Raw genomic sequence first — 24,295 nt, 5'->3', positions numbered from 1 at the left:
GAACGAGTAAAACTCCTTTTGAGTTTACTCGCTATTTTTTTGTAATTTTATCTTTCTTAAGAACCTCTGCCGTAGACTTTTTCACACTTAGCCTTTATGCTAAGAAAAGCATCTTGTAGTTTGTGCGGAGAGAGAAAAAGTCGAACAAAATGGATAATTTTCTAAAGAAAAAAGGAGAGGAACTATGGGAACAGCACACAATAAGGCGGAAGTAGGAGACATTGCAAAAACGGTTTTGATGCCCGGAGATCCTTTGCGGGCTAAATATATTGCGGAAACCTATTTAACAGAGGTGAAGTGTTTTAATTCCGTACGAAATATGCTTGGCTTTACCGGAAAATACAACGGGAAAGAAATCTCCGTTATGGGAAGCGGAATGGGAATGCCTTCTATCGGCATTTATTCCTATGAGCTTTATCAGTTTTACAATGTGGAAAGTATTATTCGTATCGGTTCTGCAGGTGCTTTGCATGAGGATATTGATTTGAAAGATATTGTATTTGCACAGGGGGCATGTACGGATTCCCGTTTTGCCTACCAATATGAATTGCCGGGCAGCTTTGCCCCGATTGCGGATTTTTCTTTATTGGAACAGGCGGTATCGGAGGCACGTGCTTTGGGAACTCGTTTTAAGGTGGGCAATGTGGTTTCTTCCGATATTTTCTATAATGTTTATCCGGAGGCGGCAAAGAAGTGGGCCGGTATGGGGGTTCTCTGTGTAGAAATGGAGGCTGCGGCGCTCTATATGAATGCGGCCAAACTCCATAAGAAGGCACTGGCCATTCTTTCTATTTCCGATCACATCCTGAAGGGAACGGAACTCAGTCCTGAAGAAAGACAGACCGGTTTTTCCGAAATGATGGAAATAGCATTAAAACTGGCATAGTGTGATTTGCTTCAGAAAAGGAGGAGTCCATGATTAATTATTCGGAAGATGACAGATGTTATCATATCGGCGTAAGACCCGGAGAGGTTGGGAAATATATTATTTTACCGGGAGATCCGAAGCGTTGTGCAAAGATTGCACAGTATTTTGATAATCCGATGCAGGTTGCGGACAACAGGGAATACATAACGATTACCGGGACCTTACTCGGAGAGAAAGTAAGTGTATGTTCCACGGGAATCGGCGGTCCCTCCGCATCCATCGCCTTGGAAGAACTCTGTAAGTGCGGAGGAGAGGTCTTTGTGCGTGTAGGAACAGCGGGAGGAATGGATCTTGCCGTGGAATCCGGAGACCTGGTTATTGCGGAATCCGCTGTTCGTATGGAGGGAACTTCCAAGGAATATGCTCCCATAGAATGGCCTGCCACCGCAGACTTTTTTGTGACAAAGGAGTTGTATGAAGCGGCGGAACGTCTCGGTTTCAAAAATCATGTAGGCGTAGTACAATGTAAGGATGCCTTTTACGGGCAACATAAACCGGAAGATTTGCCCGTTTCCGGGGAATTGCTGGAAAAATGGCAGGCCTGGTTGAAACTAGGCTGTAAGGCGTCGGAGATGGAAAGCGCGGCGCTTTTTACAGTGGGTGCCTATCTGAAGAAGAAAATCGGAACCGTACTGTTTATCGTGTCCAATCAGGAGAGAGTGAAGGCCGGCTTGTCCAATCCGATTTATCATGATACGGATAAATCGATACAAGTAGCGGTAGAGGCCATTAAGGAAATGATTCGGAAAGAAAGAAAAATATAGGAAGAATCGGGATGCATACCGTTCTTAGTGAGAGTCAGGAAATGGGAAAGGAAGATTATGAAATTTAAAAGAGTATTTTTAATTGTTTTAGATTCTCTCGGAATTGGAAACGGAAGAGATGCCGCGCATTTTGGCGATAGCGGATCGGATACATGGGGACATATTGCGGAAAAGATGGAAAACTTCTCTATTCCGAATTTGCAAAAGATGGGAATCGGGAATTTTAAAAAACTGAAAGGTGTTTCTCCGGTAGAGCACCCTACTGCAAAGTTCTTCCGACTCAATGAGGCCAGTAGCGGCAAGGATACGATGACCGGACACTGGGAGATGATGGGGATTAAAACGGAGATTCCTTTTGTTACCTTTACGGAAACCGGCTTTCCGAAGGAACTGATTGACGAGTTGGAAAGACGAACAGGCAGAAAGGTTATCGGGAATAAATCCGCTTCCGGGACAGCGATTCTTGATGAATTGGGAGAAGAGCAAATCAAGACCGGAGCCATGATAGTTTATACCTCCGCAGATTCCGTTTTGCAGATTGCGGCTCCCGAAGACGAGAGATTTTTCGGTTTACAGGAGCTTTACCGTTGCTGTGAAATTGCAAGAGAAATATGTATGAAACCGGAATGGAAGGTAGGCAGAATCATCGCAAGACCCTATGTGGGAGAAAAAGCGGGAGAATTCAAAAGAACTTCAAATCGGCATGACTTGGCGGTGAAGCCCCCTCGGGATACCGTTTTAAATGCCTTGGAGAAGGCCGGTTTCACGGTTTTTTCCATTGGAAAGATTGCGGATATATTTGACAATGAAGGGATTACCGAGGCGGAGCATTCCAAGTCTTCAGTACATGGGATGGAGCAGTGCATTGCAGCGGCTGAAAATAAAGATTTTAAGGGACTCTGTTTTGTGAATTTGGTGGATTTTGATGCGATATACGGACATAGAAGAGATCCTATCGGTTATGGAGAGGAAATTCAGCGCTTTGATGAGAAACTGGGAAAACTGTTGTCCGTGATAAAAGAGGATGATTTGGTGCTTCTTACGGCTGACCACGGAAATGATCCTACCTTCAGCGGAACGGATCACACCAGGGAGCAGGTACCGCTTATAGCCTATTATAAGGGGATAAAGAGCGGAGAAGGAAATGAGCAGGAAAGCTTCGGCGTAATCGGAGCAAGCATTGCGGAAAATTTTTCTGTAAAAATGCCGGACGGTCTGGTTGGAGAATCCGTACTATCCGAAATCATAAATTAGTGTCAAGATGAGAAGTATATCTGAAAAAAACAAAGAATACATGGATTTAGCTTTAGAACTTGCAAGAAAAGCGGTAGAGAACGGAGATGTTCCGATAGGGGCGGTCATTGTTTATGATGGCTTGAAGGAGGACTCCCCTATGGGAAGACTCTGTAAGGAAAAAGGCATTCAGGCCGGACAAATTCTCGGAAGCGGATTTAACCAAAGAAATTTGCTGGGAAATGCCTTGCGTCATGCGGAGATTCTTGCGATAGAGGAAGCCTGCAAGAAAATAGGGGACTGGAGACTGGAAGACTGTACGCTTTATGTCAATCTGGAGCCTTGTCCAATGTGTGCGGGAGCCATTTTACAGGCGCGGATTCCCAGACTGCAAATGGCGATTCGAAATCCCAAGGCGGGATTCTGCGGTTCCGTTATGAATATCCTGCAGATGAAAGAATTAAATCATCGCGTAGAGATAAGGGAAGGCTTGGAAGCGGAAGAGGCACGGGCTTTGCTGCAGGGATTTTTCGTAAAGCTAAGACTGAAGGAAGAATAAGCGGGAATCAAAAAGGAAAAGGAAGGTCGGATGAGGGAAGTATTTGCAAAGCAAAAAGAGAAGAGAGCCATTCTTATTGCGGCAGGAAGCTTCTACGGGCTTCCTTTTTCCGTGACGGAAAGTGATCTTGTGATTGCCATAGACGGAGGGATGAAGTACTGTGAAGAAGAGGGAATCAAGCCGGATTTTCTTCTGGGAGATTTTGATTCTTACCCATTCGGAGAAGAGGGAGTGCTGCTTTCTTCAGCCGACCCCAAAAATCTTTCCGACGGAGCTATAGGGCAGGAGCAAGAGCAATACGTCATATTCGGACAAAGTTCTTTAACAAGGAAAGATTACAATTCTGCGGTCATCCGCTTACCGAGAATTAAAAATGAGACGGACCTTCATGCGGCAATTCAGGTGGCTTTGGAACAGGGAGTTCGGGAAATTCATATTTTCGGTGGACTCGGAGGATCAAGAATGGACCATAGCTATGCGGCTTTACAAAGCCTGGCTTATTTGACCGCTTCGGGTGCGGAGGGATATCTGTACGGAGAAAAACAGGTTTTTACGGCTCTGAAGAACGGAACAAAAACATTTTCCAAAGAATATAAAGGCTATTTTTCCGCCTTTTCTTTTACGGAGGAGTCCAAGGGAGTGACGGAAAAAGGATTCAAGTATCTGGTGGAAAACGTCAGCTTATTTAGTACCGAACCGGTTGGAGTCAGCAATGAATTTATTGGAAAAGAGGCGGAGATTTCGGTAGAAAACGGAATCTTGATTTTATGCTACGAAGTCTTGCAAGCATAAATAGCCTTTGCTATAATTTATAACGAGTGTCGTGCGCAAAGCGTGCGATATCTCGTGCATAACGAGTATCGTGTGCAGAGCGTGCGATATCTCGTTTAGGCGAGCGGACAAGACTTGGAAAAGTTTTTTGTATCGTTTTACACAGACTTTGCTGGGGCGTTCGAGGCCACACAATTTGAACCTACAAATATGACATACGGGATTCCAAGATTTGTGATAAGGAAAGCAAGCCTTCCGTCCGCGGTAAAGGATCCTTGAGATATCCGTGAGGTTACCCACCTGGCAATCAGCTAGGAGTCAAACGTGTGGTACGGCGCTTCGGTAGTCTGTTTTATATCCTGTACTTATGCTTCATATCAGTGGATGTGGAGCTTTTTTTATAAGATGCTGCTTCGTAAGTGTTCGAAATAAAATTTGTTTTGAGAATAAGGGACAGAAAAATGAAACATGAAGAGTGGAAAGAGCAGATAAAATGGGGACTGACCGCCTTTTCAGTATTGGCGGCGGTTTCTTTAGTTTACATTGTGGCAAGTAACTTCTATCTTGTAGAACAGAATTTTGCCATATTTTTACAGATTTTAATGCCTATTATTTACGGTGCGGTTTTAGCGTATTTGATGAGTCCCGTATATAATGTTGTGGTTTCCGTTTTAGGAAAAGCATATCATTCCCTCTTTCGTAAGGAGGCTTCTCATCGTTTCTTGGGATTTTTCGGAACCGTAGCGAGTCTTTTGTTTCTTTTTCTTTTAACCAGCGGCTTAGTTTCCATGCTGATTCCGGAACTGACGAAATCGGTTCTGAGTCTGTACTTCAGTCTTCCGGATACCATTAATCGTTCCTACAACAATTTGACGGTTATTCTGGAAAAATTTCCCGACATTAGGCCCTATGTGGAAAAAACCTATGAAGAAGTCAGCCGATTTTTTGTTGGAACGACGGATAGTACACAAACCATTTTCTCCCATTTGCAAAATCTGGCGACCTTCTTTACAAACGGAATCTGGAGTACTCTGACGATTGTAAAAAATATCCTGATCGGACTCATTGTTATGGTCTATCTTTTAAATATGAAGGATCTTTTGAGGCGGCAGTTCAGAAAACTCCTCTTTGCTCTTTTTTCCCGGAAGAAGGCAAAGGAAATCATTGAAGAACTGCAATATGTACATCGTGTTTTCGGAGGATTTATTCTGGGAAAAATCATAGATAGTGCGATTATCGGAGTGATTACCTTTTTCGTTTTGAGCATCATGAAGATGCCCTATACTTTGCTGGTTTCCGTAATTGTGGGAGTCACCAATGTCATTCCGTTTTTTGGTCCTTTTATCGGTGCGATTCCCTGCTTTTTCCTGATTTTACTCACCAGTCCTGTGCAGAGTCTTTATTTTGCGATAACCATCCTTATCATTCAGCAGATTGACGGAAATATTATCGGGCCGAAAGTTCTCGGGGATTCAACCGGCTTATCCAGCTTTTGGGTGCTTTTTTCCATCCTCTTATTCGGCGGTCTGTTCGGCTTTGTGGGAATGATTATTGCGGTTCCTTTCTGGGCGGTTATTTTAAATACGCTGCGTCGTTCTGCAGATAAGCGTTTACGGAAAAAGGCGTTGCCCGTTTCTTCTGCCGAATATGAGGATTTTGAAAAAATGGCAAAAGAAGTTTCTCCGGAAAAAGTTCATGGAGAATAGGAGTCGGGAATTGTAAAAAAGTTTTAAGTCCGTTATAATGATACGGTTTACACGGAGCATTGCGGCTTGTACGGTATATGCTCGATATAGGCAGGATGGATGAGGCTTAAGCTTTTCCGCTTGTAAAAAAGAAAAAGGACAGATAGAAGAATGCTTTCCATTCTTTAAAGAGTCTATAAGAAACGGAGAAAAAGAGATGGCAACATTATTAGAAAATTGGAGAAATGCAGCGTACGGGAACGGATTAAACAAGAATGAACAGGAAGCACTTTGGCAGAAGTATTTTACCTTGGAGAAGGGCTTCTACGAGAAAGTGCTTTCCGATCCGAAGAAGGTTTATGAAGGGAGCGTTAAGGAGCTTGCCGAGCAGTTCGGGATTGAAGAGTTTATTTTCGTGGGCATTCTGGACGGCATTGATGAGTCCCTTGCCGGTTTCCACAATCCGATTGACAGCATGGATGAGAATACAACGGTAAAAATTCAGGTTGATCCGGAGAAACTGTACTACAACATGGTGGAAGCAAAGGCTTCCTGGCTCTATGACCTTCCGCAGTGGAACGACATCTTATCCGAGGAGAGAAGAAAAGAACTGTACAAGGAGCAGAAGAAGTCCGGTACGGTTAGAAGAGAGGGAAAGAAGATTTACCCGAACGACCTTTGTCATTGCGGATCCGGGAAGAAGTACAAGAAGTGTTGCATGAGAAAGGACGAAGAAAGAGAAAAGGAACTTTCCGCAAATGAGTAGTAGAGATTATTTACTGAGAGCAACAGCGGCTGAGGGGCAGATTCGTGCTTTTGTTTGTTCGACCAGAGATACGGCGGAAGAGCAAAGAAAACTTCATAATACTTCACCGATAGCAACTGCGGCAATAGGAAGACTGATGAGTGCCGCGCTTATGATGGGAGTGGACTTGAAGGGAGAAAAGGACTTGATTACGCTTTCCGTTAAGGGAGACGGCCCGATGAAAAGTCTGGTTGCTACAGCAGATTCTCACGGCACAGTGAAGGCGACTTGTGCCAATCCCTATGTCATTTTACCGGCAAAGGCGGATGGACACTTAGATGTTGGGGGTGCAGTGGGAAAGGGATTTCTTTCCGTGATTCGCGACAATGGCCTGGGAGAACCTTATGTAGGACAGACCCAGCTCTTAAGCGGAGAAATTGCGGAGGATGTAAACGCCTATTTCAGTATCAGCGAACAGATTCCTTCCTCTGTAGGTCTCGGAGTATTGCTGAACAAGGAAAATACGGTGGAAGCCTCCGGAGGCTTTATCATTCAGCTTTTGCCTTTCGCCGAGGAAAGTTTACTCGATAAGCTGGAGGAAAAGCTGAAAACGGTACATTCGGTTACGGATCTGTTAAAGGACGGTCATACACCCGAAAGTCTTTTGGACTTCCTCTTAGGTGATTTTTCTCCTGAAATTCATGAAAAGCGAGAGCTTTCGTATTTCTGTAATTGTAGCAGGGAAAGAGTGGAGAAAGCTTTGATTTCGCTTGGAAAGAAGGAGATAGAGTCTCTGATTTCCGATCATAAAGCACAGGAAGTTCGTTGTGATTTTTGCAACAAACGCTATATTTTTACGGAAGCGGAATTGGAAGCGCTTTTGAAAAGATAAGAATATATGGGAAAATCCACCAAAACAGCATGGCATATAAAAGAATATTAGTTGACTATGATGAATTCGTATGCTATTCTTATTTTGTTGTAATCAATTTCGGTTACAATCGTTTTTTTGGAGGATATAGTAATGAAAGGTACAGTAAAGTGGTTTAATAACCAAAAGGGATACGGATTCATCTCTGATGAGACAGGAAAGGATGTGTTCGTACACTACTCTGGTTTGTCCGGAGAAGGCTACAGGTCTTTAGAAGAAGGACAGGCTGTTGAGTTTGAAGTAGTTGATGGTGCTAAGGGACCTCAGGCTACCAATGTAGTAAAGCTTTAAGAGATACGATAAGCTTTGCGTACATGACTTGAGAAGTGCTGTGTACAGCCACGGATAGACAGACACAAAGCATCAATCATCTCACTTTCTCTTTAGTTTTGTACCGTATTGTAATATAGATTTCTTTCTTTCAGTGGACAGGATTGTTTCCTTTTAGAGAGAGACAGCATTGCAAGAAGTGGCAAGTTAAAAGAAAAGAAGCAGGACGGCGAGAAGCCGTCCTTTTTTTATTCGAAAAGACGTGGTACACTAGGGGCTGGCTATTTTGGAGGATGATTTCTTTACGGAGGAGGAAGATGGAAAAAGGCACTAAGAAAATGACGGCTTACGCAATGTTGCTCGCTCTTTCCATGATTCTGGGTTATCTGGAATCGATGATTCCGACGCCTTTTCCGATTCCGGGAATCAAGCTGGGTTTAGCCAATATAGTAAATATAATTGGTCTGTTCTCTTTAGGGCCGGTACCGACCGGAATCATCAGTTTTTTACGCGTGCTGCTTCTGTCCGTACTCTTCGGAAACCTGATGACCTTAAGCTATTCCATGGCTGGCTTTTTTCTGAGTTTTTTTGTCATGGTTCTTGCGAAACAATGCTTCAAGTTATCCTTCATTTCTGTAAGCCTTTTAGGGGGCATTTTTCATAATATCGGGCAAATCCTGATGGCGGCCTTCCTCCTTCGGAATCCTGTTCTTTTTGCCTATTTACCCCTCCTGTTACTTGCCGGAACGGCAGCAGGGATGGTAATGGGAATTTTGGCTTCCATAGTGGCGAAGCGTTTGGCAAAATTTTTCAGAGAATTAAGAGGATAGCTTGCCAGAAGCAAGTTTCGGTGCTATTTTATAAAAGAACAAACGTTCCTATGTAAAAATGTCTTTTCATTCCGTCTTGCAGTGCTTGTTTCTGTATCCTGACACTTGTAAAAGAGAAAGCATAAGGTGGAAGATAAAAAATTAGAATATAGATATAGATAGAGATAGAAAAGGGGCAAACTGTGGAAAAGAAGTGGATCAAAATTCGAGGTGCCAATGAGCACAATTTAAAGCATGTCAATCTGGATATTCCGAGAGATTCCCTGGTGGTGCTTACCGGACTTTCGGGTTCCGGAAAGTCCTCTCTTGCCTTCGATACGATTTATGCGGAGGGGCAGAGGCGCTATATGGAGTCGCTCTCTTCTTATGCAAGACAGTTCCTCGGACAGATGGAAAAGCCGGATGTGGAACTTATAGAGGGACTCTCTCCCGCGATTTCCATTGATCAAAAGTCAACAAACAGAAACCCGCGTTCCACAGTGGGAACCGTTACGGAAATTTACGACTATATGCGTCTTCTCTATGCAAGAGTGGGCGTGCCCCATTGTCCCGTGTGCGGAAGAGAGATTAAGAAGCAGACCGTGGATGAGATGGTGGATCTCCTTATGAAGAAGGAGGAGGGAACGAAGATGCAGCTTTTTGCTCCGGTGGTACGGGGGAAAAAGGGTATGCATGAAAAGCTCCTGCAGAGTCTGCGCCGTTCCGGTTATGTTCGTGTACGAATTGACGGGAATCTCTATGAGCTCGAAGAGGAGATTTCCTTAGAGAAAAATATAAAGCATACGATTGAAGTCTTGGTGGATCGTCTGGTGGTGCGTAAGGGGATTGAGAAAAGGCTTACGGACTCGATTGAGCAGGTGCTTTCCCTTAGTAACGGCCTTCTTTTGGTGGACTTTTTAAATGGAGAAGAGCTTCAGCTCTCCACCAATTTTGCCTGCCCCTTTGACGGCACAAGCATTGAAGAAATAGAGCCGAGAAGCTTCTCCTTCAACAACCCCTTCGGAGCCTGTCCGACCTGCTTTGGTATTGGCTATAAGATGGAATTTGACGTGAAGCTGATGATTCCGGATGAGAGCCTCTCCTTAAATGAAGGCGCTATTTCCGTACTGGGCTGGATGAACTCGAAGGATGAAGGAAGTTTTACTCATGCCATGCTTGTGGCCATGAGTGAGAAGTACGGCTTTTCTTTGGATACGCCCTTTCAGGAGCTTTCGGAAAAGGTGAAGGATCTCATCATAAACGGCACGAGGGGTGAGCGCGTAACAGTGCATTATCAGTCGCAGTACGGCAAGGGTGCAGTGCATCAGGTGGCCTTTGAGGGCTTACTTGCCAACATCGAACGCCGCTATAAAGAGTGTTTTTCCGAGAAAATGAAGATAGAGTATGAGCAGTTTATGCGTATTACTCCCTGTCCGAGCTGCCATGGGGCGAGACTGAAGCCTTCTTCCTTGGGGGTGACTGTAGGAGAGAAAAATATTCATGAGGCGACCATGCTTTCCATGGATGAGTTCTTTGACTGGATTAATTCTATTCGTTTAAAGCCTATGGAAGCGAAGATTGCGGAGCAGATTCTTCGGGAAATTAAGGCGCGATCCAGGTTTATGCTGGATGTCGGCTTAAATTACTTAAGCCTTGCCCGTTCCGCGGGAACACTTTCTGGAGGGGAGTCGCAGAGAATTCGTTTGGCGACCCAGATTGGATCGGGTCTTGTGGGGGTTGCCTATATTCTGGATGAGCCGAGCATCGGTCTTCACCAAAGGGACAACGATAAGCTGATTGCAACCTTAAAACGGCTTCGTGACCTCGGAAACTCCGTTATCGTCGTAGAACATGATGAGGATACCATGCGGGAAGCGGATATGATCGTAGATATCGGTCCCGGTGCGGGAGAGCACGGAGGAGAGGTAGTTGCCGTGGGAACGGCGGAAGAAATCATTCAAAATCCGGCTTCCATAACGGGACAGTATCTAAGCGGGAAAAAGAAGATTCCACTCCCGAAAAGCAGAAGACCCCATACCCATACCTTGGATGTTTTCGGCGCGGAGGAGAACAATTTAAAGAATATCGATGTACAGATTCCGCTTTCGGTCTTTACCTGTGTGACCGGGGTTTCGGGTTCCGGAAAATCCTCCCTTGTAAATGAAATCGTGCACAAGTACTGCGCAAAAACTTTAAATAAGGCGAGATTGGTACCGGGTAAGTTCCGTAAAATCACGGGAACAGAGTACCTGGATAAGGTGATCGATATAGACCAAAGTCCGATCGGAAGGACGCCCCGTTCGAATCCGGCAACTTATACCGGGGTTTTTGACCTCATTCGCGACCTTTTTTCGAGTTCTAAGGATGCCAAGGAAAGAGGCTACAGCAAGGGAAGATTCTCTTTCAATGTCAAAGGCGGTCGTTGTGAAGCCTGCAGTGGAGACGGAATTGTAAAGATTGAGATGCACTTCCTGCCGGATGTCTATGTACCCTGTGAGGTTTGCGGCGGAAAGCGTTATAACAGGGAAACTTTGGAAGTAAAATACAAGGGAAAGAACATCTATGATGTTTTAAATATGACGGTGGAAGAGGCATTGACATTTTTTGAAAATATTCCCAGCATTAGTCGTAAGATGCAGACCTTGATGGATGTGGGACTTTCCTATATCCGGCTGGGACAGCCCAGCACCGAGCTTTCCGGAGGAGAGGCACAGAGAATCAAGCTGGCATCGGAGCTGAGCCGAAGAGGTACCGGAAAGACTCTGTATATCTTGGACGAGCCGACTACGGGACTGCATTTTGAGGATGTACGGAAGCTGGTGGAAATGCTGCAAAGACTTGCCGACGGCGGAAATACCGTGCTGGTGATTGAGCATAACTTGGATGTCATTAAATGTGCCGATTATCTTATTGATATGGGACCGGAAGGCGGCTCCGGCGGCGGAACGGTACTTTGCACCGGAACTCCGGAGGAAGTGGCAAAGAATCCGAAGTCTTATACCGGACAATATTTGAAGAAGTATTTGCAGTAGTCTTTATAGTAGTATTTGCAGTAGTCTTTGTAGTAGATTTACTTGGAAACGGTAAAAATCCAGCTAGGATAAGGAGGCAAAAATGAATGCGGATTGTATTTTCTGTAAAATAGCAAACGGGGAGATTCCCTCGAAGACCATTTATGAGGATGCGGATTTTCGGGTGATTTTGGATATTGCACCGGGCACACCCGGTCATGCTCTTATTTTACCGAAGAGCCACGGAGAGGACCTCTTTAGCTTAGATGATACGGTACTTCAGAAAGTCTTTCCTCTGGCAAAAAGAGTGGCGAAGGCGATCATGAAGGCAACGGGGGCAAAGGGCTGTAATATCGTGCAGAATAACGGCGAAGTAGCCGGGCAGACCGTGCATCACTTTCATGTGCACATTATTCCGCGTTTTGGGACGGAAGGAAATATTGTCTCTTGGAACCCTTCCGGATATGCTGATGGAGAAATGGAAGTTTTGCAGGAAAAGATGGTAAAGGAGCTTAATGGCTAAGATATTGTTAACCGGCGGAGGAACGGCGGGGCATGTGACCGCGAACCTTGCCTTACTCGGTGAATTAAGAGAAAAGCACACAATTTATTACATGGGATCTAAGGACGGCATAGAGAAGGAGCTGGCGGAAAAGGCAGGACTCCCTTACTTCGGGATTTCGACAGGGAAGTTGCGTCGTTATTTTTCTTTACGGAATCTCACGGATCCCTTCCGGGTAATCGGCGGATTTTTTCAGGCAAGAAAGCAGATTCAGGACTGGAAGATTGATTTGGTCTTTTCCAAGGGGGGCTTTGTTGCGGTGCCGGTTATCTTTGCGGCGGCAAGCCTGGGAATCCCGATTATTTGCCATGAGTCGGATTTTACTCCCGGACTGGCAAACAAGCTGACCATTCCCTTTACGAAGAAAATCTGCTGTAATTTCCAGGAAACGGTTTCCCTTCTCCCCAAGGGGAAGGCGGTTTGTACCGGTGCGCCGATTAGAGAAGAACTTTTACAGGGGAGTAGAGAAGAGGGATTAAAGCTCTGCGGCTTTTCAGGAGAAAAGCCGGTGTTGATGGTAATCGGCGGAAGTCTGGGCTCCGTGGCCATCAACACTGCCGTTCGAGAGAATCTAAGAAAATTAGGGGAAAACTACGACATCATCCATATCTGCGGAAAGAAGAATGAGGACAAGTCTCTTTCCGATTTAGCGTATTACAGGCAGTTTCCCTATGTGAACGAGGAACTTGCTGACCTCTATCAGGCGGCGGATTTTGTGATTTCCCGCGCCGGGGCAAACGTGATTTATGAAATCCTCGCTTTAAAGAAGCCGAACATCTTGATTCCCTTACCGAAAAAGGCTTCTCGGGGGGACCAGATATTAAATGCGGAGTCCTTTTCATCGCAGGGCTTTTCCGTAGTGCTTCCTCAGGAAGAGCTGGAGGAGAATCCGGCGATACTCCCGGACTGTCTTGAAAAACTTCATGAGAACAAGGAGAAGTATATTAAAGCGATGGAAACATCTAAAGAAAGAGACGGCAGAAAGAATGTGATAGCTGTCATTCAGTCGGTTTTGGATGAAAAATCGTAGTGTAGAAAAAAGAAACGTAGCGAAGAAAAAAGAAACGTAGTGTAGAAAAAAGAAACGTCGTGTAGAAAAAAGAAACGTAGTGTAGAAAAAAGAAACGTAGTGTAGAAAAAAAGGAGAGAAAATGATTGGAATCATCGGTGCCATGGAGGAAGAGGTTGCCCACTTGGTTAAGCTCTGCGAAGAGCGGGAAGAAATTGTGCAGGGCCCCTATCATTTTTATAAGGGAAGACTCTCCGGAAAGGATGTGGTGTTGGTTCGTGCAGGGGTTGGGAAGTGCAATGCGGCAGCTTGTACCCAGGCCTTGATTGACCGTTTTCACCCGAGTTATATTTTTAATACAGGGATTGCCGGAGCGATTTCTCCGGAGGTGCATATCCTGGACCTCGTGATTTCGAGAGATGCCTTGCAGTACGATGTGGATGTGACACGCTTTGACTATCCTCTCGGGAAGGTGCCGGGAGATGAGAAGCTGGGATATGATGCGGATGCGCACCTTTTGGAACTCGCCGTAGAAGTGAATAAGGAAATCAATCCGGAACACAATAGTTATATAGGACGGGTAGTAACGGGAGACCGCTTTGTATCTTCTCATGAAACAAAGGAGTATTTGAAGAAGACCTTTGATGCCGCATGTTGCGAAATGGAGGGAGCTGCCATAGCACAGATTGCCACGAAGAACGGCGTTCCTTTTGTGATTCTTCGTTTTATTTCCGATGAGGCCAATAATGAGGCAAGCATGGTGTACGAAGAATTTGAAGCAAAAGCCATAGAAAAAACGGTGGATTTTATGCTGGAGTTTTTGCGTAGAGTTTAATCTGAATCAGAATCCATTTTTGCTTTAGACTTTTAAAGCATTTTTAAGAAAAGTTTTCTAAAACAGGTAAGAAAGACTTGCGTGTCTTCTTGCCTGTTTTTATAATAACGGAAGTTGTGTAGAATTTTTTTCTTTATATAGAGGGTGGCTTAGGACGGTTTTTAGAAAAGGAGAAGAATATGCTGAAATTGGATTTATCGAAGGCAAGACAGTTTGTTTCCGAAGAGGAAATGGCGAATTTCAAGGCGCAGACGCTCTTAGCAAAAGAAATTTTACTGAAGGGAAGCGGTGCCGGAAATGATTTTCTCGGCTGGGTTGACCTTCCGGAGAATTATGATAAAGAGGAGTTTAAAAGAATTCAGGCAGCGGCAAAAAAGATTCAGGAGGATTCCGATGTTTTACTGGTCATCGGTATCGGCGGATCTTATCTTGGAGCAAGAGCGGCCAATGAGTTTTTGAATCACAGCTTCTACAATGAGCTTCCGAAGGAAGAGAGAAAGACACCGGAGATTTACTATGTGGGAAACAATATTTCTTCCAAGTACATTTCCGATTTAAAGCAGGTTTTAAAGGGAAAGGATTTTTCCGTAAATATCATTTCCAAGTCCGGAACCACTACCGAGCCCGCCATTGCCTTCCGTGTGTTTAAGGCTATGCTGGAAGAAAAGTACGGAAAAGACGGAGCGGCAAAGAGAATTTACGCTACAACCGATAAGGCGAGAGGGGCTTTAAAGAGTCTTGCCGATGAGATGGGTTATGAAGAATTTGTGGTACCCGATGATGTAGGCGGAAGATACTCCGTGCTGACTGCTGTCGGACTTCTTCCCATTGCCGTTACCGGAGCAAATATTTGCGAACTGATGGAAGGAGCCGCTTCCATGAGAAAGGCTCTTTTAGAGCAGGATTACGAAGTAAACCCGGCATTGCAATATGCTGCGGCAAGAAATATTATGCTTCGTAAGGATAAGAAGATTGAGATTTTTGTAAACTATGAGCCTTCCTGCCATTATATTTCCGAGTGGTGGAAGCAGCTTTACGGAGAGTCCGAAGGAAAGGATCAGAGAGGCATTTTCCCGGCTTCCGTAGACTTTACAACAGACCTGCACTCCATGGGACAGTTTATTCAGGAGGGAGCAAGACTTCACTTTGAAACGGTTCTGGAAGTGGTGGAAAGCGCGGCAGAGCTTGTGCTGGAGAAAGAAGAAATTGATACGGACGGCATGAACTATCTTGCCGGAAAGACCGTGGACTTTGTCAATAAAGCCGCTATGCAGGGAACAATCCTGGCGCACACGGACGGAAATGTACCGAACTTCCTTTTACAGATTGATAAGCAGTGTGAGAGAACGCTCGGCGAGCTTTTCTACTTCTTTGAGTTTGCCTGCGGTGTCTCTGCTTATATAAACGGCGTGAATCCTTTCAACCAGCCCGGTGTAGAGAGCTATAAGAGAAATATGTTTGCACTTCTCGGAAAGCCCGGTTATGAGGAGCTCGCGAAGGAACTGGCAAAGAAGTAAAAACGGGACTGTAAAAAATCAAAATTATTTTTAAGCAATATAGGTCTGAACTTGGGGCACGCTCTCGCTAGCTTCGCCTGACTGAGCAGTGGTTTTGTTAACCACTGCTCACTTTGCTTCGCAAAGCAACTTCCTTCGGAAGTTGGTCTCGTACAGGACAACTTTTCTGATGAAAAGTTTGTCCTTACGTAGGGGATACTAAGCGAAAAACTGCGTTTCTCTTGTTTTTCGCAAGTACCGACGGGCTCAGACTACCCCGCATTCAGACCTATATCGCAAAAAAAATCCCTTTATTATTTTGATTTTTTACAGCCCCTTCTATATGAGTCAACCGGTTTCTCGATAAATTGTGTATCGTTTGCTATCCAATTGATTATGCAAGATCAGTTTTATTCTTCAATCACCTGAATTTCCAATCCGTCAAAGGAAATCTCCTCCATAAAGGAGTCGGAAAGAAAAGTCGTTTTGGATCGGGTTTGAAATTCCCGAATTCTTGTCGGAAGCCAGATGGGAACCGGCAAATCAAAGTGATGACAGATTTCTTCCAATGCGGTATAGACCTTTTTGGTCCTGTTTTCCGTTCCTTCCTGCCTGGAAACACAGGACGCTATCACTTTTCCGTTTTTCAGTATTTGTCCGCTTAATCGAAACATTCAAACCTCCGTATAAGATCATCTTGAAGAAATCCATTCTTTTTCCTTACGGGACAGTGTCACCGTATGGAAGCTTTCCAAGCTTAGTCTGAAAAAATTTTTTTGTCAAAATAATTTCCGTATATTTTAGGTATTGAAAAATTATAATCAAAGAATTGTATTGCAGAAAACTTCTTACAAAAAGTGCTTTTCAGAGTTCATTGTAAGAGTCGGGAAAGTATGCTATAAGTAAAGAATGATACAATAATGAACGACAGATTTTTCTGAAAAATAGAGAAGAAAGACGGAGGCCGAAAATGGGACTGGAAACAGAAAATCCTAAACTTTTTTTAGAACAGGCAAAGGCGGAATTAGAGAATTATCATGGAATACAGGAGAGATTGCAGGAATCTCTTGGAAAAGAAAAAGAAGCGAAACAGGCATTTGAAAAAGACAGAGCGGCTGTGACGGAGAAAATAGAAAAGACAATAAAAGACAGGCAGAAAGAACTGGAACAGTCGTATGATCAAAAAATCAGTCAGAGTAGCGGAAAGATTAAAAAAGCACAAAGTGAAAGAGATGCGGCGAAAAATAAGGGAATAAAAGAACGCATTGCGGACGAGAGTGCACCGCTGAAGCAGGAAAATATAGAGTTAAAGAGGCAAATGCAGGGGATTTGCAAAAGAGAAGGTGCACCTCTTTTTATTGCGAGTAAATTCTTTGCCGTTTTATATAAGCCGGTCAGTTTTGTGGAAGTGTTGATTCTGATTTTCTTATTTTTATTGATTTTTGCAGCTCTACCCTTAGGACTGTATTTCTTTTTGTTGAAATCTAAGGGGATATTATTTTTAGCAGGAATTTATCTGCTGGATATTTTACTTTTTGGAGGACTGTATGTCTTCGTCGGAAACAGAACGGTAGGGAAATACAGAGAAGTAGTAAAGCAGAGTATTGCCATTCGTAAACGGATTTTAAGAAACAAGAAGTCTTTAAAGGCCTTAGCAAGGGAAATCAGAAAAGATTCCGATGATGGCCACTATAATTTGACGGAGTATGATGATGAACTGGCTTGTTTGACGCAGGAAAGAAATGATTTTATCGCGCAGAAGCAGAATGCATTGCATAATTTTGAAACGGTAAGTCAGGAAATTATTCGTGATGAAATAGAAAATGCAGAGAGAGAGGGCTTGGAGGCCTTAAAGGCGGAATGGCAGAGAAATACGGAGGAGAGAATCAGTCTTGAAGCCGCAGAGCGGGAAACAACATTGAAGCTGTCCAAGGAGTTTGAACAGTATATCGGAAAAAAACATATGAATGTTGAAGATTTACAGGCGATGATTCAGATTTTGGAGGAAGGAAAGGCCCAAAGTCTGACCGAGACAATCTTAAAACTGGAAGAGGGAGATAAAACCCTTTAAATCGGGATAAATAAAGTTTCGAAAAACCGTACCGTAAGAGGATGAATTTGCAAAGAATTGCAGAGTAAAGTCCGCTACAGTACGGTTTTTTCTGTTCTTACAGTAAGAAAATAGTTTCAATTCGTATAAATTTTGTAAAAAAATACAAAATATTTGGCACTCTATTACCATGGCTCTTAAATAATAAGATTACAATAAGAGAAAGTCTGAGTGTATTTTTTCATGTACATTTGGAAATATTATCAATGAAACCTTTTCAAGGTTAATGATTGATTTTTCACAATTTTAAATTAAGCGCGCAATTTCAAGTTGTGGGAATCAGTGGAATTAGAAGGAGGAAAATCATGTCCAACATTCATGTTACGAGTGAGATTAAAAAACTCAAAAAAGTTTTACTTCATAGGCCCGGTGATGAATTATTGAACTTAACCCCGGATACATTGGGAGAGTTGTTGTTTGATGATATTCCGGATTTAGCGGAAGCACAGCTTGAGCATGATCGTTTTGCAAATATTTTAAGAGATCATGGTGTAGAGGTTGTTTACCTTGAGGATTTGATGGCAGAAACCCTGAAGGCCCGGCCGGAAATCAAGGAGCAGTTCTTAGATCAGTGGATTACCGAGTCCGGTGTACACACGGAAGAATATCATAAGATTATCAAGAATTATTTGGAGAAGTTTAAGGACGAGAAGGAATTGGTTTTGAAGACGATGGCAGGTATCACCTTTGCCGAGCTTGGCGAGATTCATACCAATTTCCTGGTAGACCGCATTGCAACCGCTTCCCACCTTCTTGTTAATCCGATGCCGAACCTGTACTTCACACGTGACCCGTTCGCTTCAGTAGGAAACGGTGCAGTTATCAACAGAATGTTCTCCGTAACCAGAAATCGTGAGACCATTTATGCGGATTACATCTTCAAGTATCATCCTGATTATGCTGGAAATGTTCCTGACCTCTATGGCCGTAACAACTACTTCCATATCGAAGGTGGAGACGTATTAAACGTAAACGAGAAGTTACTCTTCATCGGAATGTCTCAGAGAACACAGCCTGAAGCGATTCAGGAACTTGCTATGAAGATGTTCTATGAGAACGAAGGCAATAAGATTGAGACCATTCTGGCATTTAATATTCCGGTTAGCCGTGCTTTCATGCATTTGGATACCGTATTTACACAGATTGATACCGATGCCTTTACCATCCACCCGGGAATCATGGGAACCTTACAGGTTTTCGCTATCACCAAGGATGCCGCAAAGCATGATGTAAAGATTGAAGAGCATACCGGAAAGCTGGAAGATATTCTTGCAAAGTTCATGGGACTTCCGAAGGTTCGTCTGTTCCCCTGCGGTGCCGGAGATGCACTTGCAGCAGAGAGAGAGCAGTGGAACGACGGTTCCAACACACTGTGTATCGCTCCCGGAACGGTTATCGTTTACAAGCGTAACTATGTAACCAACAAGTATCTGAAGGAGAACGGCTTCAACGTTCTGGAGCTTGAAGCATCGAACCTTTGTGTAGGACGTGGCGGCCCCAGATGTATGTCTATGCCGCTTGTTCGTGAAGATTAAAAATTGTATTAGAAGAGAGAGAGGGAAATTACTATGGGAGTTAATGTTAGAGGAAGAAGCTTTTTGACACTGTTGGATTTTACACCGGATGAAATCAGATATTTCTTGGAGCTTTCTGCCGAGTTCAAGAGATTAAAGGCAAACGGTGTTGATCACAGCTATTTGAAGGGAAAGCAGGTTGTTCTGCTTTTTGAGAAGACCTCCACAAGAACTCGTTGTGCATTTGAAGTTGGTGCTCGTGACCTGGGAATGGGCGTTACTTTCCTCGATTCCGGATCTTCTCAGATGGGAAAGAAAGAGTCTCTGGAAGATACCGCGAAGGTATTGGGCCGTATGTATGACGGTATTGAGTACCGCGGATTTGATCAGAAGGTTGTTGAAGACCTTGCAAAGTATTCCGGTGTTCCGGTATGGAACGGTTTGACCGACTTATATCATCCGACACAGATGCTTGCAGATATCCTTACCGTTAAGGAAGAGTTCGGTGATGTTAGAGGCCGTAAGTTAACTTTCTTCGGCGATGCTCGTAACAACGTTGCCAATTCCTTAATGGTTGTATGTGCTAAGCTCGGTATGCACTTCTGTGCTTGTGGACCGAAGGAGCTTATGCCGACTGATGATCTCGTTGCTAAGTGCAGAGAGGTTGCAAAGGATACCGGAGCTGAAATTGAACTTACCGATGATATCAAAATCGGTGCAAAGGATGCGGATGTCCTTTACACGGATATCTGGCTTTCCATGGGTGAGCCGGCAGAACTTTGGGAGAAGAGAATCAAGCTTCTTCGTCCGTATCAGGTAAACAAGGAGCTTATGGCTATGGCTAAGCCGACAGCTATTTTCTTACACTGCCTGCCTTCCTTCCATGACCGTAATACCACTGTCGGAGAGGACATCTACCAGAAGTACGGCTTAGAGGCAATGGAAGTTACCGATGACGTATTCCTTGGCAAGCACGCAAGACAGTTCCACGAGGCAGAGAATCGTATGCATACTATTAAGGCTGTAATGTATGCTACATTGAAGTAGGAGAAGAGCATGGCAAAACGTATTGTTGTAGCTCTCGGGGGGAATGCCTTAGGCAATACCCCCGAAGAGCAGCTTGATTTAGTACGTCATACCGCAAAGACAATCGTGGATTTGTCTGAAGCGGGTTATGAGGTGATTGTGGGCCATGGAAACGGACCGCAGGTAGGAATGATTAACCTGGCAATGGAGTTTTCCAGCACTAAGGGCGGAAACACACCGTATATGCCGTTCCCGGAGTGCGGCGCCATGTCCCAGGGATATATCGGATATCATTTACAGCAGGCAATTCAGAAGGAATTAAAGGCACGTCATATCGATAAGGAATGTGCTTCCGTTATCACACAAGTTGTTGTAGACGAGAAGGATCCCGGATTTGCTAAGCCGACGAAGCCGGTAGGAAGCTTCTATACGAAGGAAGAAGCTGACAAGATTGCCGCTGAGAAGGGATTTACTTTTTTGGAAGATGCCGGACGCGGCTATCGTCGTGTCGTACCATCTCCGATTCCGCAGCGTATCGTTGAGCTCAAGGTTGTTGAGCAGCTTGTGAAAGCTGGCGATATCGTGATTACGGTTGGCGGCGGCGGCATTCCCGTAGTAGAGACCGCTGACGGCTTAAAGGGCGTAGCGGCAGTAATCGATAAGGATCGTTCCAGTGCTCTTCTTGCGCAGGATATCGGAGCGGATATGCTGATCATCCTTACCGCTGTAGACAGAGTTTGCATCAATTATAACAAACCGGACCAGAAGGAACTTCCAACCATGAATCTGGCAGAAGCTGAGCAGTATATTGCCGAGAAGCAGTTTGCACCGGGCAGTATGCTTCCGAAGGTTCAGTCATGTATGGAATTCGTAAAGAATAATACCAACGGAGGAACCGCTCTTATTACCTCTTTACAGAAGGCAGCCCTTGCACTGAAAGGTGAAACAGGTACTATTATTACAAAATAACTAGAAGGGGGATAGTATTTCTGTGAAAGCGAAAAAACAATCTTTAACAGCGTTTAGTATTTTATTTATCATTTTGGCAGTTTTATGTATCATTTCCGTTCTTTTGAACGGACAGCCGATTAGCAACGATATTATTTCCGGATTAAACCCGGAAAAGTATGGTGCGTTGGTTGAAACTGTTGCTGCCGGCGGAACTGTTACCGTTGTTGGAGCTAAGCTGAATAACTTTTTTATGGCTTATCCCAATGGATTCGTTAATGCAGCGGACTTAATCGTATTTATCGTATCCATCGGCGGATTTATCGGCGTAGTGATGAAGACCGGTGCACTGGAAGCGGGTGTTTATCATCTGGTTAAGAAGATGCACGGGAAGGAAGAAGTTTTAATTGTAATCTTAATGGTTCTTTTCTCCATCGGCGGATCCACCTACGGTATGGCGGAAGAGACCATCGGCTTCTATGCTTTGATTACCACTGCGCTTGTTGCAGCGGGCTTTGATACCATTGTTGCGGTAGCGACCGTTCTCCTCGGTGCAGGTTGCGGTGTTTTGGGATCCACCATTAACCCCTTTGCAACCGGTGCGGCAACCTCCGCATTACAGAGCGTAAATGTTCCTTACAGCAGTACAACCATCATGGTTCTCGGCTTTGCGCTTTGGGTTACTTCACTGCTTATCGCGATTATCTTTGTACTGCGTTATGCCAAAAAAGTAAAAGCGGATAAGGGATCCACCATCCTTTCCTTACAGGAACAGCAGGACATGAAGGATCATTTTATGAAGGAAGACGGCCAGACCTTGGAGTTTACCGGAAAGCATAAGGCCGTTCTGATTGTATTCGCTATTTCTTTTGCGGTTATGATTGCTTCTCTGATTTCCTATCAGGACATCACCTTTGGCGGAAATGAAGACGCTTATCTTGCGGCACTTGGCTGGTCCGATTTCTTAACCGGTGTTCCTCTCGGACAGTGGTATTTTGCGGAGTTGGCAGCTTGGTTTACTTTTGCAGCTGTTCTTGTCGGCATTATGGCAAGGATGTCTGAAAACGAATTGATTAATACCTATCTTGACGGAGCAAAGGATCTTCTTTCCGTAGCGCTTGTCATTGCGGTTGCCCGCGGTATCACGGTTGTGATGCAGGCAACACATATGGACTTCTGGATTTTGGATAAGTCTGCAGCAATTCTGAAGGGTGTTCCGGGATTCGTCTTTGCACCGCTTTCCTATGTCATTTACCTGGTACTCAGCTTCCTGGTTCCTTCCACTTCCGGATTGGCAGGATTCTCCATCCCGGTAATGGGCGGATTGGCAAACACTCTTGGATTCGATGCATCCGTAATGGTTGCCGTATTCTCTGCAGGTTGCGGTTTGATTAACCTTTTCACACCGACCTCCGGTGTTGTAATGGGTGGTCTGGGTGCTGCCAAAGTAGAGTTAAAGACCTATATGAAGTGGGGACTAAAGCTCTTTGTAGCAATCGGCATTGCAAATATCGTTGTTCTTTCTTTGGCAATGATGATTATTAAGTAGTTTGTAAGTAATCCTTGCAAAGCATATAAGAAGGACTTCTGCTTGGAAGTCCTTCTTTTTTATACCCTATATTAAAAAAATTAAATTTATTTATAATATCTATGAATGAATTTGTGCTATAATAACGAAAATAGGAAAGAAATAATAAAAAAAAGTTCCTTCTTTTTCACTTTGGCGTTCCGGCATTCTTTAAGGAACTATGTGAACTGTTTTGAGGAAGAAACGGATGAGTAAAAAGGCAATTATGCAAGAAAGCTGGACATCGGGAATCAATCCTGTTTCCCTTTGTTCTTTTGATTATGAAGCGATAGAGAAGCCGACGAAGGCCATGATGCATCAGGCTGCTCGCTTTATGTATTTTAATAAGGGTGTCGGTAAGATTAAAATTGACGGGGTGGAGTATGATATTGTACCCCATACTTTATGTGCTATTACCCCTTGGAAGGTTACGGACATCATAGACGTTAGAGATACTTTACACTTGAGCCTCATTGTTTATGACTTTCAGTTTATGAATACAATGCTGAAGGTGGCTCCCGGTCTGGAGGTGGATAGTACAAGCTTATTTACTTTTTTAGCATCTCATCCGGTAGCTTACCTGGAAAAAGAGCAAATTTCCACGATTTATAGAATCATGTCCTCTCTGCAAAATGAATTGGGCGTGGATTCGGCAGTAATGAGACAGGCGGATCAACCCTTCACTTTCCTTTATACGGTAGTAAAGATATTAGAGCTCATGGTAGAGTATCGACGATGTTTAGCTTTGACGGAAGAGGCTGTGAAGCAAAAAAACAATATCGGGATACAGAATTCTATCTTAAGCTATATCTATTTTCATTCAGCCGAGCACTTGACTTTGGAAAAGGTTGCAGAGGTTTTTTATATCTCCGAATCTTCCTTGTCCAAGAGGCTGAGTGATTTAACGGGAACAACCTTTACGAAGCTTTTAAATGATATACGGATTGAAAAGGCGACGGACTATCTGATCTATACCGGATTAACCTTGGAAGAAATTGCAGATATATTGGGCTTTTCCGATGCATCCCACCTTTCCAAGCATTTTGTGGAGAAAATGGGACTGACACCGAACAAATATAGAAAGGCTTATGGGAAAGAGGGAGCAGTCTATCGTCCCGCGGATAAGAATATTGCTTTGGAAGTTACCGATTATCTCTATAATCATTATGATGCGGATGACTTATTGGCCAGTACGATTTCGGAGAAGTACGGGATAAGCGTTTCGGAATTAAATCGAGCTCTTTTATATTATACGGAAATGAATTTTATAACCTTGTTGAATTTTGTTCGAGTGAATAAGGCCAGTGAGATGCTCGTGGATTCGAATTATTCCATCTTGGATATTTCGGTTTCTGTGGGCTATAGTAATATTAAGACTTTCAATTTGAATTTCTACAAATTCAAAGGGATGACCCCCAGTGAATTTAGAGAGTCTATCACCTTGCAAAGGACAGATCAGTCTGAAAATAAGTATAAAAACAAAGATAAAAATAAAGAAAAGAAAAATAGAGTTTAATAAAAA

22 protein-coding genes are annotated in these 24,295 nt (G+C 43.9%); 21 read left to right on the top strand and 1 reads right to left on the bottom strand.

Features of this window, described 5'->3' with window-relative positions; all coding sequences use genetic code 11:
• Nucleotides 1-184 precede the first annotated feature (184 nt).
• The 15 genes from deoD to HMPREF9624_RS03325 all read left to right on the top strand — a co-directional run bounded on the left by deoD (nt 185) and on the right by HMPREF9624_RS03325 (nt 15,629).
• A complete protein-coding gene (gene deoD, locus HMPREF9624_RS03395; RefSeq protein ID WP_009536541.1) occupies nt 185-886 on the top strand; it encodes a purine-nucleoside phosphorylase in 702 nt (233 codons plus the stop codon).
• Nucleotides 887-915: 29 nt separating this feature from the next.
• Entirely contained in the window at nt 916-1,692 is a 777-nt protein-coding gene (udp, locus tag HMPREF9624_RS03390) for a uridine phosphorylase (RefSeq protein WP_009536540.1), read from the top strand.
• A gap of 57 nt (nt 1,693-1,749) precedes the next feature.
• A complete protein-coding gene (locus HMPREF9624_RS03385) occupies nt 1,750-2,946 on the top strand; it encodes a phosphopentomutase (protein WP_009536539.1) in 1,197 nt (398 codons plus the stop codon).
• Between the two features lie 40 nt (nt 2,947-2,986).
• A complete protein-coding gene (locus tag HMPREF9624_RS03380; protein ID WP_009536538.1) occupies nt 2,987-3,484 on the top strand; it encodes a nucleoside deaminase in 498 nt (165 codons plus the stop codon).
• Between the two features lie 30 nt (nt 3,485-3,514).
• A complete protein-coding gene (locus HMPREF9624_RS03375; protein WP_009536537.1) occupies nt 3,515-4,276 on the top strand; it encodes a thiamine diphosphokinase in 762 nt (253 codons plus the stop codon).
• A gap of 440 nt (nt 4,277-4,716) precedes the next feature.
• On the top strand, nt 4,717-5,961 hold the full coding sequence (locus tag HMPREF9624_RS03370) for an AI-2E family transporter (protein WP_009428530.1): 1,245 nt from the start codon (nt 4,717-4,719) through the stop codon (nt 5,959-5,961).
• 196 nt (nt 5,962-6,157) lie between these two features.
• Complete coding sequence (locus HMPREF9624_RS03365; RefSeq protein ID WP_009429309.1) at nt 6,158-6,706, top strand: SEC-C metal-binding domain-containing protein; 549 nt, start codon at nt 6,158-6,160, stop codon at nt 6,704-6,706.
• On the top strand, nt 6,699-7,577 hold the full coding sequence (hslO, locus tag HMPREF9624_RS03360; RefSeq protein ID WP_009536536.1) for an Hsp33 family molecular chaperone HslO: 879 nt from the start codon (nt 6,699-6,701) through the stop codon (nt 7,575-7,577). The genes HMPREF9624_RS03365 and hslO overlap by 8 nt, the downstream gene beginning before the upstream one ends.
• Before the next feature lie 132 nt (nt 7,578-7,709).
• On the top strand, nt 7,710-7,907 hold the full coding sequence (locus HMPREF9624_RS03355; RefSeq protein ID WP_009536535.1) for a cold-shock protein: 198 nt from the start codon (nt 7,710-7,712) through the stop codon (nt 7,905-7,907).
• A gap of 296 nt (nt 7,908-8,203) precedes the next feature.
• Complete coding sequence (locus HMPREF9624_RS03350) at nt 8,204-8,716, top strand: Gx transporter family protein (protein ID WP_009536534.1); 513 nt, start codon at nt 8,204-8,206, stop codon at nt 8,714-8,716.
• Nucleotides 8,717-8,898: 182 nt separating this feature from the next.
• Complete coding sequence (gene uvrA / locus HMPREF9624_RS03345) at nt 8,899-11,727, top strand: excinuclease ABC subunit UvrA (RefSeq protein WP_009536533.1); 2,829 nt, start codon at nt 8,899-8,901, stop codon at nt 11,725-11,727.
• 82 nt (nt 11,728-11,809) lie between these two features.
• On the top strand, nt 11,810-12,229 hold the full coding sequence (locus HMPREF9624_RS03340) for an HIT family protein (protein WP_009536532.1): 420 nt from the start codon (nt 11,810-11,812) through the stop codon (nt 12,227-12,229).
• Nucleotides 12,222-13,298, top strand: a complete 1,077-nt coding sequence (locus HMPREF9624_RS03335) for an undecaprenyldiphospho-muramoylpentapeptide beta-N-acetylglucosaminyltransferase (protein WP_009536531.1) — start codon at nt 12,222-12,224, stop codon at nt 13,296-13,298. Before HMPREF9624_RS03340 ends, HMPREF9624_RS03335 begins: the two co-directional genes overlap by 8 nt.
• Nucleotides 13,299-13,419: 121 nt before the next feature.
• Nucleotides 13,420-14,112 carry a 5'-methylthioadenosine/adenosylhomocysteine nucleosidase gene (locus tag HMPREF9624_RS03330; protein ID WP_009536530.1) on the top strand — a complete coding sequence of 231 codons (693 nt, stop codon included), beginning with the start codon at nt 13,420-13,422 and terminating at the stop codon, nt 14,110-14,112.
• A gap of 179 nt (nt 14,113-14,291) precedes the next feature.
• Entirely contained in the window at nt 14,292-15,629 is a 1,338-nt protein-coding gene (locus HMPREF9624_RS03325; protein ID WP_009536529.1) for a glucose-6-phosphate isomerase, read from the top strand.
• A gap of 389 nt (nt 15,630-16,018) precedes the next feature.
• Here HMPREF9624_RS03325 and HMPREF9624_RS03320 read toward each other — a convergent pair whose 3' ends face one another.
• The gene (locus HMPREF9624_RS03320) at nt 16,019-16,282 is read right to left on the bottom strand and encodes a hypothetical protein (protein ID WP_009536528.1); all 264 of its coding nucleotides are present in this window, start codon (nt 16,280-16,282) and stop codon (nt 16,019-16,021) included.
• A 296-nt stretch (nt 16,283-16,578) separates the two neighbouring features.
• Here HMPREF9624_RS03320 and HMPREF9624_RS03315 point away from each other — a divergent pair, with 296 nt between their 5' ends.
• The 6 genes from HMPREF9624_RS03315 (at nt 16,579) to HMPREF9624_RS03290 (ending at nt 24,289) form a co-directional block, all read left to right on the top strand.
• On the top strand, nt 16,579-17,679 hold the full coding sequence (locus HMPREF9624_RS03315; RefSeq protein WP_009536527.1) for a hypothetical protein: 1,101 nt from the start codon (nt 16,579-16,581) through the stop codon (nt 17,677-17,679).
• A 344-nt stretch (nt 17,680-18,023) separates the two neighbouring features.
• Complete coding sequence (arcA, locus tag HMPREF9624_RS03310; RefSeq protein WP_009536526.1) at nt 18,024-19,253, top strand: arginine deiminase; 1,230 nt, start codon at nt 18,024-18,026, stop codon at nt 19,251-19,253.
• Between the two features lie 33 nt (nt 19,254-19,286).
• A complete protein-coding gene (gene argF, locus HMPREF9624_RS03305) occupies nt 19,287-20,279 on the top strand; it encodes an ornithine carbamoyltransferase (RefSeq protein WP_009429874.1) in 993 nt (330 codons plus the stop codon).
• Between the two features lie 9 nt (nt 20,280-20,288).
• Nucleotides 20,289-21,227 (top strand): carbamate kinase, encoded by a 939-nt coding sequence (gene arcC, locus HMPREF9624_RS03300; RefSeq protein ID WP_009536525.1) that lies wholly within the window; start codon nt 20,289-20,291, stop codon nt 21,225-21,227.
• 22 nt (nt 21,228-21,249) lie between these two features.
• Nucleotides 21,250-22,755, top strand: a complete 1,506-nt coding sequence (locus HMPREF9624_RS03295) for a YfcC family protein (RefSeq protein ID WP_009536524.1) — start codon at nt 21,250-21,252, stop codon at nt 22,753-22,755.
• Nucleotides 22,756-22,981: 226 nt separating this feature from the next.
• On the top strand, nt 22,982-24,289 hold the full coding sequence (locus HMPREF9624_RS03290) for a helix-turn-helix domain-containing protein (RefSeq protein WP_009536523.1): 1,308 nt from the start codon (nt 22,982-22,984) through the stop codon (nt 24,287-24,289).
• Nucleotides 24,290-24,295 lie beyond the last annotated feature (6 nt).

The organism is Oribacterium asaccharolyticum ACB7 (assembly GCF_000238075.1).
Lineage (GTDB): Bacteria > Bacillota > Clostridia > Lachnospirales > Lachnospiraceae > Oribacterium > Oribacterium asaccharolyticum.
Note: the sequence above shows the minus strand (reverse complement) of the source record. Positions and strands in the feature narration are given on the sequence as shown.

Bases quoted from the DNA above. Each gene is read 5' to 3' on its own strand.
- udp (WP_009536540.1), top strand. From the start codon at position 916: ATGATTAATTATTCGGAAGATGACAGATGTTATCATATCGGCGTAAGA.
- HMPREF9624_RS03315 (WP_009536527.1), top strand. From the start codon at position 16,579: ATGGGACTGGAAACAGAAAATCCTAAACTTTTTTTAGAACAGGCAAAG.
- HMPREF9624_RS03385 (WP_009536539.1), top strand. From the start codon at position 1,750: ATGAAATTTAAAAGAGTATTTTTAATTGTTTTAGATTCTCTCGGAATT.
- arcC (WP_009536525.1), top strand. From the start codon at position 20,289: ATGGCAAAACGTATTGTTGTAGCTCTCGGGGGGAATGCCTTAGGCAAT.
- HMPREF9624_RS03370 (WP_009428530.1), top strand. From the start codon at position 4,717: ATGAAACATGAAGAGTGGAAAGAGCAGATAAAATGGGGACTGACCGCC.
- HMPREF9624_RS03355 (WP_009536535.1), top strand. From the start codon at position 7,710: ATGAAAGGTACAGTAAAGTGGTTTAATAACCAAAAGGGATACGGATTC.
- HMPREF9624_RS03330 (WP_009536530.1), top strand. From the start codon at position 13,420: ATGATTGGAATCATCGGTGCCATGGAGGAAGAGGTTGCCCACTTGGTT.
- HMPREF9624_RS03375 (WP_009536537.1), top strand. From the start codon at position 3,515: ATGAGGGAAGTATTTGCAAAGCAAAAAGAGAAGAGAGCCATTCTTATT.
- HMPREF9624_RS03350 (WP_009536534.1), top strand. From the start codon at position 8,204: ATGGAAAAAGGCACTAAGAAAATGACGGCTTACGCAATGTTGCTCGCT.
- HMPREF9624_RS03325 (WP_009536529.1), top strand. From the start codon at position 14,292: ATGCTGAAATTGGATTTATCGAAGGCAAGACAGTTTGTTTCCGAAGAG.
- hslO (WP_009536536.1), top strand. From the start codon at position 6,699: ATGAGTAGTAGAGATTATTTACTGAGAGCAACAGCGGCTGAGGGGCAG.
- HMPREF9624_RS03290 (WP_009536523.1), top strand. From the start codon at position 22,982: ATGAGTAAAAAGGCAATTATGCAAGAAAGCTGGACATCGGGAATCAAT.
- HMPREF9624_RS03340 (WP_009536532.1), top strand. From the start codon at position 11,810: ATGAATGCGGATTGTATTTTCTGTAAAATAGCAAACGGGGAGATTCCC.
- HMPREF9624_RS03335 (WP_009536531.1), top strand. From the start codon at position 12,222: ATGGCTAAGATATTGTTAACCGGCGGAGGAACGGCGGGGCATGTGACC.
- arcA (WP_009536526.1), top strand. From the start codon at position 18,024: ATGTCCAACATTCATGTTACGAGTGAGATTAAAAAACTCAAAAAAGTT.
- argF (WP_009429874.1), top strand. From the start codon at position 19,287: ATGGGAGTTAATGTTAGAGGAAGAAGCTTTTTGACACTGTTGGATTTT.
- deoD (WP_009536541.1), top strand. From the start codon at position 185: ATGGGAACAGCACACAATAAGGCGGAAGTAGGAGACATTGCAAAAACG.
- HMPREF9624_RS03380 (WP_009536538.1), top strand. From the start codon at position 2,987: ATGGATTTAGCTTTAGAACTTGCAAGAAAAGCGGTAGAGAACGGAGAT.
- HMPREF9624_RS03320 (WP_009536528.1), bottom strand. From the start codon at position 16,282: ATGTTTCGATTAAGCGGACAAATACTGAAAAACGGAAAAGTGATAGCG.
- HMPREF9624_RS03365 (WP_009429309.1), top strand. From the start codon at position 6,158: ATGGCAACATTATTAGAAAATTGGAGAAATGCAGCGTACGGGAACGGA.